This is a genomic window from Aerosticca soli (assembly GCF_003967035.1).
GTDB lineage: Bacteria > Pseudomonadota > Gammaproteobacteria > Xanthomonadales > Rhodanobacteraceae > Aerosticca > Aerosticca soli.
In genome coordinates this window covers 2042793-2056423 of sequence record NZ_AP018560.1, presented here as the reverse complement: position 1 = coordinate 2056423, position 13631 = coordinate 2042793, and the positions used below count along the sequence as shown (strand labels likewise).

19 protein-coding genes are annotated in these 13631 nt (G+C 67.8%); 12 read left to right on the top strand and 7 right to left on the bottom strand.

Going from position 1 to position 13631, the window contains the following annotated elements; translation table 11 throughout:
* Positions 1–6: 6 nt before the first annotated feature.
* On the bottom strand, positions 7–552 hold the full coding sequence (locus ALSL_RS09570) for a nucleoside/nucleotide kinase family protein (protein ID WP_198410649.1): 546 nt from the start codon (positions 550–552) through the stop codon (positions 7–9).
* On the opposite strand from ALSL_RS09570, the gene ALSL_RS13675 reads away from it, so the two are divergent.
* Positions 551–784: a hypothetical protein gene (locus ALSL_RS13675; RefSeq protein WP_198410648.1), complete on the top strand. Its 234-nt coding sequence runs from the start codon at positions 551–553 to the stop codon at positions 782–784. The two genes, ALSL_RS09570 and ALSL_RS13675, sit on opposite strands and share 2 nt — an antisense overlap.
* A gap of 175 nt (positions 785–959) precedes the next feature.
* On the opposite strand, the gene ALSL_RS09565 is transcribed toward ALSL_RS13675, so the two are convergent.
* Genes ALSL_RS09565 through ALSL_RS09550 form a run of 4 tightly spaced genes read right to left on the bottom strand, consistent with a single transcriptional unit; the run spans position 960 to position 4142 of the window.
* A complete protein-coding gene (locus tag ALSL_RS09565; protein WP_126538661.1) occupies positions 960–1367 on the bottom strand; it encodes a DUF3293 domain-containing protein in 408 nt (135 codons plus the stop codon).
* Positions 1368–1374: 7 nt separating this feature from the next.
* Entirely contained in the window at positions 1375–2748 is a 1374-nt protein-coding gene (locus tag ALSL_RS09560; protein WP_126538659.1) for an FAD-dependent oxidoreductase, read from the bottom strand.
* 30 nt (positions 2749–2778) lie between these two features.
* Entirely contained in the window at positions 2779–3279 is a 501-nt protein-coding gene (gene phaR / locus ALSL_RS09555; RefSeq protein ID WP_126538657.1) for a polyhydroxyalkanoate synthesis repressor PhaR, read from the bottom strand.
* A gap of 38 nt (positions 3280–3317) precedes the next feature.
* On the bottom strand, positions 3318–4142 hold the full coding sequence (locus ALSL_RS09550; RefSeq protein WP_126538655.1) for a TatD family hydrolase: 825 nt from the start codon (positions 4140–4142) through the stop codon (positions 3318–3320).
* A gap of 115 nt (positions 4143–4257) precedes the next feature.
* Between ALSL_RS09550 and ALSL_RS09545 the strand changes: the two genes are divergently transcribed.
* Both ALSL_RS09545 and ALSL_RS09540 read left to right on the top strand, forming a co-directional pair.
* Entirely contained in the window at positions 4258–4830 is a 573-nt protein-coding gene (locus tag ALSL_RS09545; RefSeq protein WP_126538653.1) for a glycine zipper 2TM domain-containing protein, read from the top strand.
* A gap of 54 nt (positions 4831–4884) precedes the next feature.
* A complete protein-coding gene (locus ALSL_RS09540; protein WP_126538651.1) occupies positions 4885–5244 on the top strand; it encodes a hypothetical protein in 360 nt (119 codons plus the stop codon).
* 85 nt (positions 5245–5329) lie between these two features.
* Here the strand turns inward: ALSL_RS09540 and ALSL_RS09535 are convergent, their stop codons facing one another.
* Both ALSL_RS09535 and ygfZ read right to left on the bottom strand, forming a co-directional pair.
* Positions 5330–5764, bottom strand: coding sequence for a cell wall hydrolase (locus ALSL_RS09535; RefSeq protein ID WP_126538649.1), 435 nt, complete (start codon positions 5762–5764; stop codon positions 5330–5332).
* Positions 5765–6176: 412 nt separating this feature from the next.
* Positions 6177–6968, bottom strand: a complete 792-nt coding sequence (ygfZ, locus tag ALSL_RS09530) for a CAF17-like 4Fe-4S cluster assembly/insertion protein YgfZ (protein WP_161970947.1) — start codon at positions 6966–6968, stop codon at positions 6177–6179.
* A 109-nt stretch (positions 6969–7077) separates the two neighbouring features.
* Between ygfZ and ALSL_RS09525 the strand changes: the two genes are divergently transcribed.
* The 9 genes from ALSL_RS09525 (at position 7078) to lolD (ending at position 13465) form a co-directional block, all read left to right on the top strand.
* Complete coding sequence (locus tag ALSL_RS09525) at positions 7078–7236, top strand: DUF1674 domain-containing protein (protein WP_126538644.1); 159 nt, start codon at positions 7078–7080, stop codon at positions 7234–7236.
* A gap of 65 nt (positions 7237–7301) precedes the next feature.
* Positions 7302–7697 carry a succinate dehydrogenase, cytochrome b556 subunit gene (sdhC, locus tag ALSL_RS09520; RefSeq protein WP_126540177.1) on the top strand — a complete coding sequence of 132 codons (396 nt, stop codon included), beginning with the start codon at positions 7302–7304 and terminating at the stop codon, positions 7695–7697.
* Positions 7694–8107: a succinate dehydrogenase, hydrophobic membrane anchor protein gene (gene sdhD / locus ALSL_RS09515; RefSeq protein ID WP_126538642.1), complete on the top strand. Its 414-nt coding sequence runs from the start codon at positions 7694–7696 to the stop codon at positions 8105–8107. The genes sdhC and sdhD overlap by 4 nt, the downstream gene beginning before the upstream one ends.
* A 7-nt stretch (positions 8108–8114) precedes the next feature.
* On the top strand, positions 8115–9902 hold the full coding sequence (sdhA, locus tag ALSL_RS09510) for a succinate dehydrogenase flavoprotein subunit (RefSeq protein WP_126538640.1): 1788 nt from the start codon (positions 8115–8117) through the stop codon (positions 9900–9902).
* A 70-nt stretch (positions 9903–9972) separates the two neighbouring features.
* The gene (locus ALSL_RS09505) at positions 9973–10761 is read left to right on the top strand and encodes a succinate dehydrogenase iron-sulfur subunit (RefSeq protein WP_126538638.1); all 789 of its coding nucleotides are present in this window, start codon (positions 9973–9975) and stop codon (positions 10759–10761) included.
* A 25-nt stretch (positions 10762–10786) separates the two neighbouring features.
* Positions 10787–11041, top strand: a complete 255-nt coding sequence (locus tag ALSL_RS09500; protein WP_126538636.1) for an FAD assembly factor SdhE — start codon at positions 10787–10789, stop codon at positions 11039–11041.
* Complete coding sequence (locus ALSL_RS09495) at positions 11013–11465, top strand: hypothetical protein (RefSeq protein WP_126538634.1); 453 nt, start codon at positions 11013–11015, stop codon at positions 11463–11465. The genes ALSL_RS09500 and ALSL_RS09495 overlap by 29 nt, the downstream gene beginning before the upstream one ends.
* Before the next feature lie 55 nt (positions 11466–11520).
* Positions 11521–12765 (top strand): lipoprotein-releasing ABC transporter permease subunit, encoded by a 1245-nt coding sequence (locus ALSL_RS09490; RefSeq protein ID WP_126538632.1) that lies wholly within the window; start codon positions 11521–11523, stop codon positions 12763–12765.
* The gene (gene lolD, locus ALSL_RS09485; protein WP_126538630.1) at positions 12758–13465 is read left to right on the top strand and encodes a lipoprotein-releasing ABC transporter ATP-binding protein LolD; all 708 of its coding nucleotides are present in this window, start codon (positions 12758–12760) and stop codon (positions 13463–13465) included. The genes ALSL_RS09490 and lolD overlap by 8 nt, the downstream gene beginning before the upstream one ends.
* The last annotated feature ends 166 nt before the right edge of the window (positions 13466–13631 follow it).

Sequence of the window (13631 nt, the reverse complement as noted above, 5' to 3'; positions counted from 1 at the left end):
GGGGTGCTAGATCCTGTCCGGTGGAGGCGTCTGGTCGGCCCGCCGTTGCGCAGACGCGACGGCGCTCGCGGGACCGGTTTGCGGGGAAGCGAGCGCACCATCGATCGCGGCCAACGCCTGGGCCAGCACTTCGGGATAGGGCCGGCGCGCATCGATGTCGACGATCGTGGCGCCGTTGTAGCGCAATCGCCGCATGACCGCGATCTTGTCGCGCAATTCGTCCAGGCCGTGATCGGGCTTGCGCGCGTGCGCGGTGGCCTCGTCGATGTCGAGGCGGATCACCAGCAAGGGCACGTGCGCCGCCATCCACTGATAGAGCCGCAACTCGCTGGCGGCCAGCCGGCGCACCAGCCCGTTGCCGCCAGGGGTCTTGGCCAGTTGCGGGCCGTCGAAGCGGAAGCCCGGCACCTCGGCTTGCGGATAGCGGTCGGTGACGATGAGCACGCCGCGCCGGCACTTGCGCAACAGGCGGCGGAATGGGTGCGCGCCAGCGCGAAAGCAGGTAGATGACCACGGCGGCGGCGGTTCCGGGCGGCGCGGACTTGCGTGCATGGACCTCCTCGGACTTGCGCCGCAGATAGCGGTCCAGCGGCCGGCCGACCAGCGGCAGCGTGGCGATCCAGTCGGCGATGCGGCCGGAGGATTGGCCGAGATAGAGCTGCTCGACCAGCCCCTGCCGGCGCAGCTCGGCGACGAGACGGGCGGCCAGCGTCGACTTGCCGGCACCGTCGCTGCCGACGATGGCGATGACGCGCACCGGCTGGCGTTTTGGGGAAGGCTCTAAGGATGAAGGCACGCCGGCTCTGAAGTTGCACAGCAAACCTGCTGATTTTACTCCATGAACGTGTCGGCATGCTTTCAAAAAATCGGTCATCCCGTCGACCGACGGCTGAAATTTGTAATCGTGCGTGCATCAAAACCAAATTAAGTTTTAACACACCAGTCGCCCCTGTGGGCAATCACAGCCAGCGCAGTTTGACGGGCCATTCACCCCGCCCATGCAGGTAAGCGAGCTGGCCGAAACGGCGCATGAGCCGGTCGAGCTCGGCGGTCTCCGGCCCCACCACGAACAGGCTGGGTTCGTGCCAGCCTTCCGGCCCCAGGCCGATGGCCGGATGGATGTCCCGCGTGGCCGGCAGCGCACGCAGGGCGGCATAGAGCGCCTGCTGGGCGGCAAGATTGGCTGCGTCGGAAGTCGGGCGCGACTGCGGGTTGCAGGCGGTGACGTGTGCCCAGGGCGCCCCCGCGATCGCATGGGCGAGCCCGGCCGGCGGCGGCTGGTCCACCGTGAACCGGAACCAGGTGGCGGGCGTCAGCCACACGAGGTAACGCGAGCGGCGAAAGGCGGCGTCGAGTCCAGGGTCCATCGTGGGCTCACGGCAAGGGTGGAAGCATGGCCTGCAGCCGGCCGGCGGCGTGATCCAGATCGACTCGCGCCGCGTCGCCGCCGGCTTCGGCCAGCAGCGCGTCGAGCAGGGCGTCCTGGGCCGCGCCGCGGGTCAGCGCATAGGCGTAGGGCAGGCAGGTGAAGCTCACCATGCGGTAGCGGGACATGAAGTGCCGCGGCGCGCGTTCGGCCAGACGCAACCCCAAGGCACGGCGCGCGAGGTAATGCGGATCGACCACGCCATCGCGCATTTCCCGATAGTTTTCCAAGGCCATGCGCGCGATGGCGTCGGCCTGCGGTTGGCGCAGGCGCTGGAACTCGGCGAAGGCCGTGGCCGGCGCGGTGTCGGCAAGCAGGTCGGACAGCAGCAGGGCGTCTTCGAAGCCGCAATTCATGCCCTGGCCGTGGAAGGGCACGATGGCGTGGGCCGCATCGCCGAGCAGCACGGCGCGGTCGTCGAGATGCCAGTGCGCGAGACGCAGCGTGGCCAGCCGGCCGACCGGGTGGGCCGCGTAATCCGTGGCAAAGCGCGGAATCAGCGGCAGCAGATCGGGAAAATCGGCGGCGAAGAAGGCTTCGGCCGCCGCCGGATCGGCCAGCCGCGCGAAGCTCGCCCCCTCACCGGTCAGCGGCAAGAACAGGGTGACGGTGAAGCTGCCGTCGGCATTGGGCAGGGCAATGCACATGTAGCCGCCGCGCGGCCAGATGTGCAGTGCGTGGGGCTCCAAGGCAAAGCGCTCGCCGTCCCGGCCGCCCGGCCCTGGATGGCGTGGCGCAATCGTGAGCTCCTTGTAACCGTGATCCAGCGGCTCGATGTGTTCGCCGAGCGGGGTGACCTCGGCCATGGCCGCCCGCAGGGCCGAGCCGGCGCCGTCGGCGCCCAGCCATACGCCGGCCTCGACTTCACGCGCGATGCCGCGGCCGTCGGCCAGACGTAGCCGGCGGCGGGAGAAATCCACGCCTACCAGGGCCTGACCGAAATGGAAGCGTGCGCCGGCGGCTTCGGCAGCGTCGATCAGCAGGCGGTTCAACGCCGCCCTGGACAGGGACCAGAGCACCTCCCGGTCGTCCACGCCATAGCGGTGCAGTTCGGCGTTCCCCGCGCCGGCATGGATCATCCGGCCGCGCATCATCACGGCCTGGGCGAGTGCGCTTTCGGCTAGACCGGCAGTGCGCAGGGCCTTAAGGCCGCGCTCGGCCAGGGCAAGATTGATCGAGCGTCCGCCGGTGAACCCATCCAGCCGCGGATCAGGACGTTTTTCGAAGACCTCGACGGCCAGGCCGCGCAAGGCCAGCAAGCGGGCGAGCAGGGCACCGACCAGGCCGGCGCCGATCACGGTGAAGGCGGGGCGACGCTTCATCGGCCGCGCGATGCAGCCGGTGCCGGCATGTCAGGGCTTGCGGCCACTCTTGCCGCTGGGCGGGGGCTGGTGAGCGGTCGCTACGTCGATGAAGCCGCGCTGCATCGATTTCCACAGGTCGAGATTGCGCTCGGTCAGCTCGTTGAGCATGGTCCAGGGCGTCTGCCCCATCAGGCTGTTGAGCTGGCTGCGGAACTGCTGCTGCTGATCGAGAAAGACCTGCAGGCTGCGCTCCAAGTACGGCCCCATGAAGCCCTGCAGCGAATCGCCGTAGAAGCGGATGATCTGACTGAGCAGCTGCGGAGAGAGCATCGGCTGCCCTTTCTCCTCGTGCTCGGAAATGATCTGCAGCAGGACCGAACGGGTCAGGTCCTCGCCGCTCTTGGCATCGCGGACTTCGAAAGACTCGCCGTCCAGCACCAGTTGACGCACCTCCTCCAGGGTGATGTAGCTGGAGATCTCGGTGTCGTACAGGCGCCGGTTGGGGTATTTCTTGATGATGCGCAGGGTGTTTTTGGGTTGTTGTGCCATGCGCAAAAAACTAGCAGAAGCGCGCGAAGGACGCCAGCTCAAGGTTTGCTGCGCGGGAAAGGCGCAGCAAAAGCCGGGCTATCCGCGGTCAGGGCCGGGCCGAACAGGCGGCGGGCGTTGTCCAGGCAGGCGGCGGCGATGGTCTCGACGGGCTCGCCGCGCAGTTCGGCGACACAGGCGATCACTTCCGCCACGCAGGCAGGCTCGTTGCGCTCGCCGCGGCGCGAGACGGGTGGTTGATCGGGCGCGTCGCTTTCCAGCAACAGGTATTCCAGCGGCATCTGCGCCACCAGGCGACGCAGCCGGTGGGCCCGCGGGTAGGTCAGTGGCCCGCCGATGCCTATGTAAAACCCCCGCTCCCACAGCTGCCGGGCCTGCTCGGGACTGCCGGAAAAACTGTGCACCACGCCACGCAGTCCCGGCATGCCGCGCAGGGTCCGCACGATTTCCTCGAAGGCGCGCCGGCCATGCACGATGACCGGCAACGCCCAGCGGCGGGCGATCTGCAGCTGGGCATGGAAGAAAACCCGCTGCCGATCGAGGTCGCTCTCGGCATGGAAACCGTCGAGGCCGATTTCGCCGATCGCCACGGCCGCGTGATTCTGCAGCCAGCTTTCCAGGGCCGAGAGATCTTGCGCGTCGTGTGTCGCGACGGACAGCGGATGGATGCCATAGGCGGCAAAAACGCCCCGTCGCGCGGCGCATAGACCGGCGATGCGCGGCCAGTGCCGCCGCTCGACGGCCGGCACGATGAAGGCCTCGACGCCCGCGTGCAGGGCGCGCGCGATGACCTCGTCACGGTCCGGATCGAAGGCGTCATCGTCCAGATGGACATGGGTATCGATGAGCGGGGTGCTATGCACGGCGACGCGGCCTTGATTTTTTCAGGAATAACATCATTGCTGCGGCATTCAGCCGGAACTTTCACAATTTGCGGGCACCCAAGCCTGGTGCCTTAGGCATTTCAAGGAGGCGGTCATGAACAAGGTAATGCTCCGCGTGTTGAGTCTGGGTATGGCCGGCAGCTGCGTCCTGGGGCTGGCTGCTTGCAATCGCGATGCCAGTGCCGACCCGGGCACAGCCTCGGCGGCCGCCGAGGCGGCCGGTCCCAAGTACGCCAAGGTGGTCAGCGTCGAGCCGGTCCGCGAAACGATCCATAAGCCGCATGAGGTCTGCCACGACGAGGTCGTCCGGCATGTCGAGCCGCCGAGTGACCAGCACCAGATCGCCGGTACCGCCATCGGTGCCGTGGTCGGCGGTGTTCTCGGCCATCAGATCGGCGGCGGCAGCGGTCGGACCCTGGCCACCGTCGCCGGCGCCGTCGGTGGCGGCTATGCGGGCAAGAAAATCCAGGAGGGCAACCAGCATGGCACGGTGAGCACGACCACGCGCAAGCGCTGCGAGACGGTGACCGAATCGACCACCCAGATCGTCGGCTACGACGTCCGCTATGAATACAACGGTGTGACCCGTACCGTACGCATGGATCATGATCCGGGCGACCGGGTCGAGATCCAGGAAGGCGTCGTCGCCGTTTCCGACGCGCACTGAAGGAGAACAGCGATGCTCAGAGCTTCTGCCTCGTCGGTGGGTCGGGCATGCGCCATGGCCGGGCTCCTGGCGCTTGCCGGATGTCATGGCGCGCCGTACTACCGCACCGGCTATCCCCCGGTCGTGCATCGCAGTCCAGTGGATGATTGCGCCACTTGCGGCACGGTCCGCAGCGTACAGACGCTGGCGATGTCCGGCGATCTGCGCGCGATGCGCGGTATTCCGGCCGCCGACATCGGTCCCGCTCCGGCGGCTTCGCAGGCCTCGGACGCGGCGCGGGGTGATCCATCCGTATGGCAGGTCGTGATCGAACGCGACGACAAGCTCTATGCCACGGTGACCCAGCGTGAGGATCCCCAGGTGCATGAGGGCGAGCGCGTCGAGGTGCGCGGCGGCAGGGTGTTCCTGCGCTGAAGCGCGGGCATATCCCGCGTCTCCCCGGTAAGGGCGGATGGCTTGCCATCCGCCTTCGTCGTGCTGGGGACAAAGGCCGCCGCGACTAGTTGACCGCGTAGAAGCGATGGTCGCCAATCGTGGTGACCGCGCGCTTGGAAGGCCAGCCGGGTGCCACGGTGACGCTGGCGAAATGATCGGCATGCGGAACATACAGGCGGCGTGCCTGCGCCGGCAGTTCCCAATTGCTGATCGATTCGCCGGCAATTTTCCATGCCTTCTGGAAGGCGCCGAGGTTGTCGATCTCGAAATTGCCGGGCGTGGTGCTGATGGCGAACTGGTGGGGTGAGGCCACCACCTTGCAGACGGTGTCGCCCCATTGGCCGCGTTCGCGGCGACGCAGGGCGACTTCGGCCACGGCCATCTGGCCCACGGTGGTTTCGCTGCGGGCCTCCAGATACACGGTAGCCGCCAGGCAGGCCTGGTCGGCAATGGGCTGGGGGAGCACGGACGCTGCCCACAACAGCAAAGATAGCTTCATATTGTCTGCCTCCAACGTGCTGTACGCGCCGGCCGTCGAGCGGGTCGGAGCGCCGTTGCGGTGGACGGGCGGGCAGGCCGTTCCACCTGGATTTTCCGTGCGGCAGAAACCTTCAAGGCCGCACGACTTGCCACGGGATTGTGGCCATCCACCGGCTGATCCGGCGCCGGCGGAAGATACGAATGCGGCCCTGCGGGCCGCGGCATCCCACACCTTGGGTGGCGATGCGTCCTGTCATGCCGGCCAGCGCCGGCGTCTTTGCCGATCCAGAAAACCTTCGGTTCGGCAACCTAATCAAGCTGCCCCGCCAAGGGGGGTGCATGCTTTGAGCCGGCCGAGCCTAGTCGGCTCCCGCCGGCGAGGCAAGTTTTTCGGGTCTCCGGTTCACGTCATACTCATCTTTGTGCAGGGTTCACGGCGGGAACGAGGCCAGCCATTCGACACGCGTTCCGGCCAGCGTCAGGGGGGCAAGGCTGAGTGTTTGCGCCAGCTCATCGTGCAGGATGGCAAGGGCCTCGGCGCCTTCGTCGACGGCGGCCACGTCCAGCAACTGCACGGGTCCGGTCGTGCTCTCCAAGACGGTTCCGGGCGGCACTGGCCGGCTCAGGCGCACGTGATGCAGGTGGTGCTTGTGGCCGCCGCGGTAATGCAGCCGGGCCACGATCTCCTGCCCGGGGTAGCAGCCCTTGTCCAGCGCCGTCGCCTGCAGATGACGCAGCCCGAGTGCGGGCGGCAGCAGCGTGTCGAGTAGCGATTCGGTCGGCAGCCAAGGCCAGCCGGCGCGGATCTGCTCGAGCCGCCAGCGCGAGTCGCCGTACCGACCGATCACCAGCGCATGGCGGCCGCAACCGAGGATGAGATCGTCCGCCTTGGCCTCGACGAGTCCGCACGCCAGTGCCGGTGCCGTCCCCAGGGCGAGTCCCGTGGCGGCCTCGATGCGCACCTTCGAGCGCAGTACGTACAGGCCGAGCGCCCGGGCCAGGGGCGCGGCCGCGCCGCCACGCAGCAGCAGGAGCAGGCGCTCGTCCTCGAGCCGCAGCAGGTGGAACAGCGCCCGCACCCGGCCGCGCGCGTCCAGCCAGGCACTGAATTGCCACCGCGAGGGTTCGAGCGCCGCGACGTTGCTGCTGAACTGTGCCTGCGCGAAAGCCAGGGTGTCGGCACCCTGCAGAGTGATGAGTTCGGCGGAGTAGGGCGTATCCATGGCCGCATGGTAGCCCCGCGAAGGCGTCGCCAGTGTCATGCGGGCGGGCCTTTCCAAGGTTGTGTCGAAAACGCGCTGGTATTAGGCTTCGCGGGCTCGATCAATCCCCATGTCCGACGAACTCTCTCCCCGCAAGCCCGAGCCCGTCCCGCCGTCCGAAGCACGGCCGGATGCGTCGCGGCCGATCAAGGACGAGCGGCAGCCGCCCGCGCCGGATCCGACGCGCTATGGCGACTGGGAGAAGAACGGTCGCTGCATCGATTTCTGATCGCTTGGCGTCGCACGTGGACGGTCGAACGCACGCATTCTGAAAACTCCATGAGGGCAGTCACCATGCCAGCCACCCGACGACCGCTTTCGCCCCATCTGCAGATCTACAAGTGGCAAGTGCAGATGGTGACGTCGATCCTGCATCGCGCTACCGGCATCGCATTGGCCGTCGGCACCCTGCTGCTGGCCTGGGCGCTGGTCGCGCTGGCGCAGGGCGATGCCGCCTATGCGCGCTTCAAGGCCGTGATCGGCAGTCCGCTGGGCATCGTGCTCCTGGTCGGCTGGAGCTGGTCGCTGTTCTTCCATCTGTGCAACGGCATCCGCCATCTCCTGCAGGACGCGGGGCTGGGGTATGCGGTCGCCCAGTTCGTGCGCTCGAGCTGGCTTGCCGTGGTGGGCAGCGTGGTGCTGCTGGTGCTGGTTTGGGGTTATGTGCTGATGGCCGGAGGTGGCGTATGAGCGCCGAGGCGAAAGACGTCAACAACGAGGCCGATCTGCGCCATCCGCTCAAGCGGGCGCGCGGGCTCGGTTCGGCCAAGGCCGGCGCCGGTCACTGGTGGACGCAGCGGGTCACCGCCGCCGCGCTTGCGCCGCTGGTGATTTGGCTGGTCATCCTGGTCCTTTCCTTGCTGCACGCCGATGCGGCCGGCGCGCGGGCCCTGGTGGCGCGGCCCTGGAACGCCTTGCTGTTGATCGCGTTCGTGATCGCCGCCGCCTGGCATGCGGTGCTCGGGCTGCAGGTCATCGTCGAGGATTATGTCCACACGCCCTGGAAAGCGCTGACCTTGCTGGTGGTGATCAAGTTTCTCGCGGTGCTGGGTGCACTGGCGAGCGTGCTGGCCGTGCTGCGCATCGCGCTGGGAGCCTGAAGTCCAGATGGAAAGCTACAAGATCCAACAGCACAAGTACGACGTGGTGGTGGTCGGCGCCGGCGGCGCCGGCCTGCGTGCCACCTTCGGCCTGGCCGAGAAGGGCCTCAAGGCCGCGTGCCTGACCAAGGTGTTCCCGACCCGCTCGCATACGGTGGCGGCGCAGGGCGGCATCTCGGCCGCGCTCGGCAACATGGGCGAGGACGACTGGCGCTTCCATTTCTACGACACCATCAAGGGGTCGGACTGGCTTGGCGACCAGGACGCCATCGAGTACATGTGCCGCGAGGCGATTCCCGCGGTGATCGAGCTCGAGCACTACGGCGTGCCGTTCTCGCGCACGGCGGAGGGCAAGATCTACCAGCGCCCGTTCGGCGGCATGACCACGCACTACGGCAAGGGCACCGCGCAGCGTACTTGTGCCGCCGCCGACCGCACCGGACACGCCATCCTGCATACGCTCTACCAGCAGGCGTTGGCGCACAAGGCGACCTTCTTCATCGAATACTTCGCCATCGATCTCATCTTCGATGCCGAGGGCGTCTGCCGGGGCGTGCTCGCCCTGGACATGAACGAGGGCACCTTGCATTTTTTCCGCGGACATGCGGTGGTGCTGGCGACCGGCGGCTACGGCCGGGTGTATTTCAGCGCCACCTCGGCGCACACCTGCACCGGCGACGGCGGCGGCATGGTGCTGCGCGCGGGACTCGCGCTGCAGGACATGGAGTTCGTGCAGTTCCACCCGACCGGCATCTACGGCTCCGGATGCCTGATCACCGAGGGCGTGCGCGGCGAGGGTGGCTATCTCACCAATGCCAATGGCGAGCGTTTCATGGAGCGCTACGCGCCCAACGCCAAGGACCTGGCCTCGCGCGACGTAGTCAGCCGGGCGATGACCATCGAGATCCGCGAAGGCCGCGGCGTCGGCGAGCACAAAGATCACATCCATCTCAACCTGATGCACCTGGGTGCCGAGGTGATCCACGAGCGGCTGCCCGGCATCGCCGAATCCGCGCGCATCTTCGCCGGCGTCGACGTCACCAAGGAACCGATTCCGGTGCTGCCCACCGTGCACTACAACATGGGCGGCATCCCGACCAACTACCACGGCGAGGTGGTACAGAAGCGCGGGGACGACGTCGATGCCGTGGTGCCGGGCTTGTTCGCGGTGGGCGAGGCCGCCTGCGTTTCCGTGCACGGCGCCAACCGGCTGGGTTCCAATTCGCTGCTCGATCTGGTGGTGTTCGGCCGCGCGGTGGCCAACCGCTGCGCCGAGATCATCAAGCCCAACGCGCCGCACAAGGACCTGCCGGCCAGCGTGCTCGACCAGGCGCTCGGGCGTTTCGACGGCCTGCGCCACGCCAAGGGCGAGCTGCCCACCGCTAAGATCCGCACCGACATGCAGCGCACCATGCAGAACGACGCGGCGGTCTTCCGCACCGGTGAATCCCTGCGCGAGGGTTGCCAGAAGATCAGCCAGATCTACGACAGCTTCCAGCACGTGCGCGTCAGCGACCGTTCGCTGGTATGGAACTCCGACCTCACCGAGACGCTGGAGCTTTCCAACCTGCTCGCGCAGGCGGTGGCGACGATTTATTCGGCCGAACAGCGCACCGAGAGCCGCGGCGCCCACGCGCGCGAGGATTTCCCCGAGAGCGACGACGTCAACTGGCAGAAGCACACCCTGGCCTGGGTGGACGAGAAGGGCAAGGCGCGTTTCGACTATCGGCCGGTGCACATGTACACGATGACCAGCGACGTCGACGTGGTGCCGCCCAAGAAACGCGTCTATTGATCGGATCTGCTGTTTTATCGCCGTGCGGCGCCCATGGGGCAGCCGGTCGGCACGAACCGCGAGGCAACCCATGGCAGAGTTTTCGCTACCCAAGCATTCGAAGATCCAGCCGGGCAAGCATTACCCGGCCAAGGGCGCCAAGAAGCCGCGCACGTTCCGCATCTATCGCTGGAACCCGGACGACGGCCAGAACCCGCGCATGGATACCTACGAGGTCGATCTCGCCGCGTGCGGGCCGATGGTCCTGGACGCCTTGCTCAAGATCAAGAACGAGATCGACTCCACCCTGACACTGCGCCGCTCGTGCCGCGAGGGCATCTGCGGTTCGTGCGCGATGAACATCGACGGCACCAACACGCTGGCCTGCACCAAGGCGATCGACGATTGCGGTGGCGGCGAGGTGGTCATCTATCCCCTGCCGCACATGCCGGTGGTGAAGGACCTGGTGCCCGATCTCACCCATTTCTACGCCCAGCTCGCCTCCGTGCGCCCCTGGCTGCGTACGCAGAGCCCGGCGCCGGCGGACAAGGAGCGCCTGCAGTCGCCCGAGGATCGCAAGCAACTCGACGGGCTGTACGAGTGCATCCTGTGCGCCTGCTGCTCCACGTCCTGCCCGAGTTATTGGTGGAACGGTGACCGCTATCTCGGCCCGGCCGTGCTGCTGCAGGCCTACCGCTGGATCGTGGACAGCCGCGACGAGGACACCGGCGCACGGCTCGACGAGCTCGAGGATCCCTTCAAGCTCTACCGCTGCCACACCATCATGAACTGCGCGCGCACCTGCCCCAAGGGCCTGAACCCGGCCAAGGCGATCGCCGAGATCAAGAAGCTGATCGTGGAGCGGCGCGGCGGCGATTGAGCGCAGTGCGCCCAGGGGTTCCGGCATGAACGACGAGGACGCGTGCTACCGGCGGCTGCGCTGGCGTTGCCGGCGTGGGACCCGCGAGCTGGATGCGCTCTTCGGCGGCTGGCTGGAGGCCCATTACGCGCGGGCCGGCGAGGCCGAGCGGGCGGCCTTCGAGGCCTTGCTCGAGGTCCAGGATCCCGAGTTGTGGGACTGGGTGCTCGGCCACGCGCGGCCGCCGCGGGCCGACTGGCAGGACATCATCGATGCCATCCGCGCCAGCCATCGGCTTTGACTACCGCCCGTCGCGGCTGTTCCCGCGGGTGGCTTTGGGCGGTGGCGCGCTCGCCCTGCTCGCGGTCGGTTTGAGCGGGCTGCCCTGGTGGCTCAAGCTGCCGTGCGCGCTGCTCGCCGTGCTCGCCACCGTCCGCGCGTTGCGCACGGCGACGCGCCTGCCCGTGCGTGCGGTGGGCTGGAGCGCCGATGGCCGCTGGACGCTGCATCTGGCCGGCGGCGAGGAGGTCGCGGCGACCCTGGCCTCGCAGCGCGTGCTCGGTGAACTGATCGTGCTGCGCCTGCGTCTGCCGTCGCACGGCGAGCTGGCCCTGCTGCTCGGGCCCGACAACAGCGATGCCGACCTGCGCCGGCGCCTGCGCATGCGTCTTGCCGCTGCGGGCCGGCCCGGCGCCGACGCGGCCGGGCGCGGCCGGCGCGGATGACGGATAATGCGCCGCTTCGGGCGGCCCGCCGCCGACGCCTTTGCGATCCGTCTGCATGTTCCGACCGCTCGAACTCTTCATCGGCCTGCGTTACACCCGCGCCAAGCGGCGCAACCGCTTCATCTCCTTCATCTCGACCGTCTCCATCGTCTGCATCGCGATCAGCGTGACCGCGCTCATCACCGTGATGTCGGTGATGAACGGCTTCGACGACGAGCTGCGCTCGCGCATCCTGGGCGCGATCTCCCACGCCACCGTTTCCAGTCTCGACGGCCAGGGCATCGCCGACTGGCCGCGCGCATTGCGCATCGCCGCCGCCAATCCGCACGTCAAGGGCGCCGCGCCCTATGTGGAGACCGAGGCTTTCCTGCAGGCGCGCCGGCCGAGCGGTGCGCTGGTGCGCGGCATCGATCCGGCCACCGAGCCCAAGGTGTCGGACATCGACCGGCACATGATCGCCGGCCGCCTGGACGCGCTGGTGCCGGGCGGCTGGAACATCGTGCTCGGACGCGAGCTGGCGATGACCCTCGGCGTCGACGTCGGCGACCGCGTCACCATGGCGGTACCGGAGTTTCGCGCCACGCCGATGGGCAGCGTGCCGCGCCTGCGCGCCTTCCACGTGGTCGGCATCTTCGAGATGGGCATGCAGGAGTTCGATTCGGGCCTGGCCCTCATTCACCTGCAGGATGCCGAGCGCCTGAACGGTCTGACCGGCCCAGCCGGCATCCGGCTCAAGCTCGACGACCTGTTCAATGCCCGCATGGTGGCGCATCAGCTGGCCGACGCGCTGGGGCAGGTCTACCGCGTGGAAACCTGGATGGACAGCCATGCCAACTTTTTCTCCGCGATCGCGATGGAGAAGAAAGTGATGTTCATCATCCTCTCGCTGATCATCCTGGTCGCGGTGATCAACCTGATCTCGATGCTGATGATGCTGGTCACCGACAAGCAGGCCGACATCGCCATCCTGCGCACGCTGGGCGCGACGCCGGGCAGCATCATGCTCACCTTCATGGTGCAGGGCGTGCTGGTCGGGTTGGTCGGTACAGCCTTCGGCGTCGCCCTGGGCTCGCTGTTGTCGTGGCGGCTGCCCGGCATCGTCAAGTGGATCGAACACCTGACCGGGGTCACCTTCCTCTCGCCCGACGTCTATTACATCAGCGAGCTGCCGAGCAAGCTCGCCGCGGGCGACGTGGCCGGCGTCGCTCTCATCACCTTTCTGTTCTCGCTGCTCGCCACCTTGTATCCGGCCTGGCGCGCCTCACGGACCCAGCCGGCACAGGCCCTGCGCTATGAGTGAATCCCGCCCATCGCCCGATGTCGTGCTGTGCGCCCGCCACGTGGCCAAGACCTATGAGGACGGCGGCCTGACCACCCAGGTCCTGACCGACGTGAACTTCGCGCTCGGGCGTGGCGAGACGCTGGCCATCGTCGGTGCCTCCGGCTCGGGCAAGAGCACCTTGCTGCACATCCTGGGCGGTTTGGATACCTTGAGTGCGGGCGAGGTCGAGGTCGAGGGGCGCGTGCTGTCCGCCCTTTCCGATGCCGAGCGCGGGCGCGTGCGCAACCGCTCGCTGGGCTTCATCTACCAGTTCCACCACCTGCTCCCCGAGTTCACCGCGCTGGAAAACGTGTGCATGCCGCTCTTGATCCGCGGCAGCGCGATCGCCGAGGCGCGCAAACAGGCGAAGCTGCTGCTCGAACGCGTCGGCCTGGGCGCCCGGCTCGAGCACAAGCCGGCCGAGCTTTCCGGCGGCGAACGCCAGCGCTGTGCGGTGGCGCGGGCCCTGGTCACGCGCCCGGCCTGTGTGCTCGGCGACGAACCCACCGGCAACCTCGACGAAGCCAATGCCGCCCAGGTCTATGCCTTGATGCTGGAACTCAACCGCGAGGTCGGTACCAGCTTCGTGCTGGTCACCCACGACCAGCGCCTGGCCGCACGCATGGATCGCACGCTGCGTCTGCACAACGGCGTGCTGGAGCCGTATTTCCAGACCTGACCACCCCCGCGCATGGGCGGGCGCTGCGGGTGGACGGGTGCGGCGCCAGCGTCCGAAGCCGGCCGCGGGTGAAGCGATCCACGGGCGTTTGCCCGGTGACGCGCGATGCCTCTCGAGGTCATTCAAAGCGGCGACTGCGAGCGTGTCGCTCGTCGTTGCGCCGCGC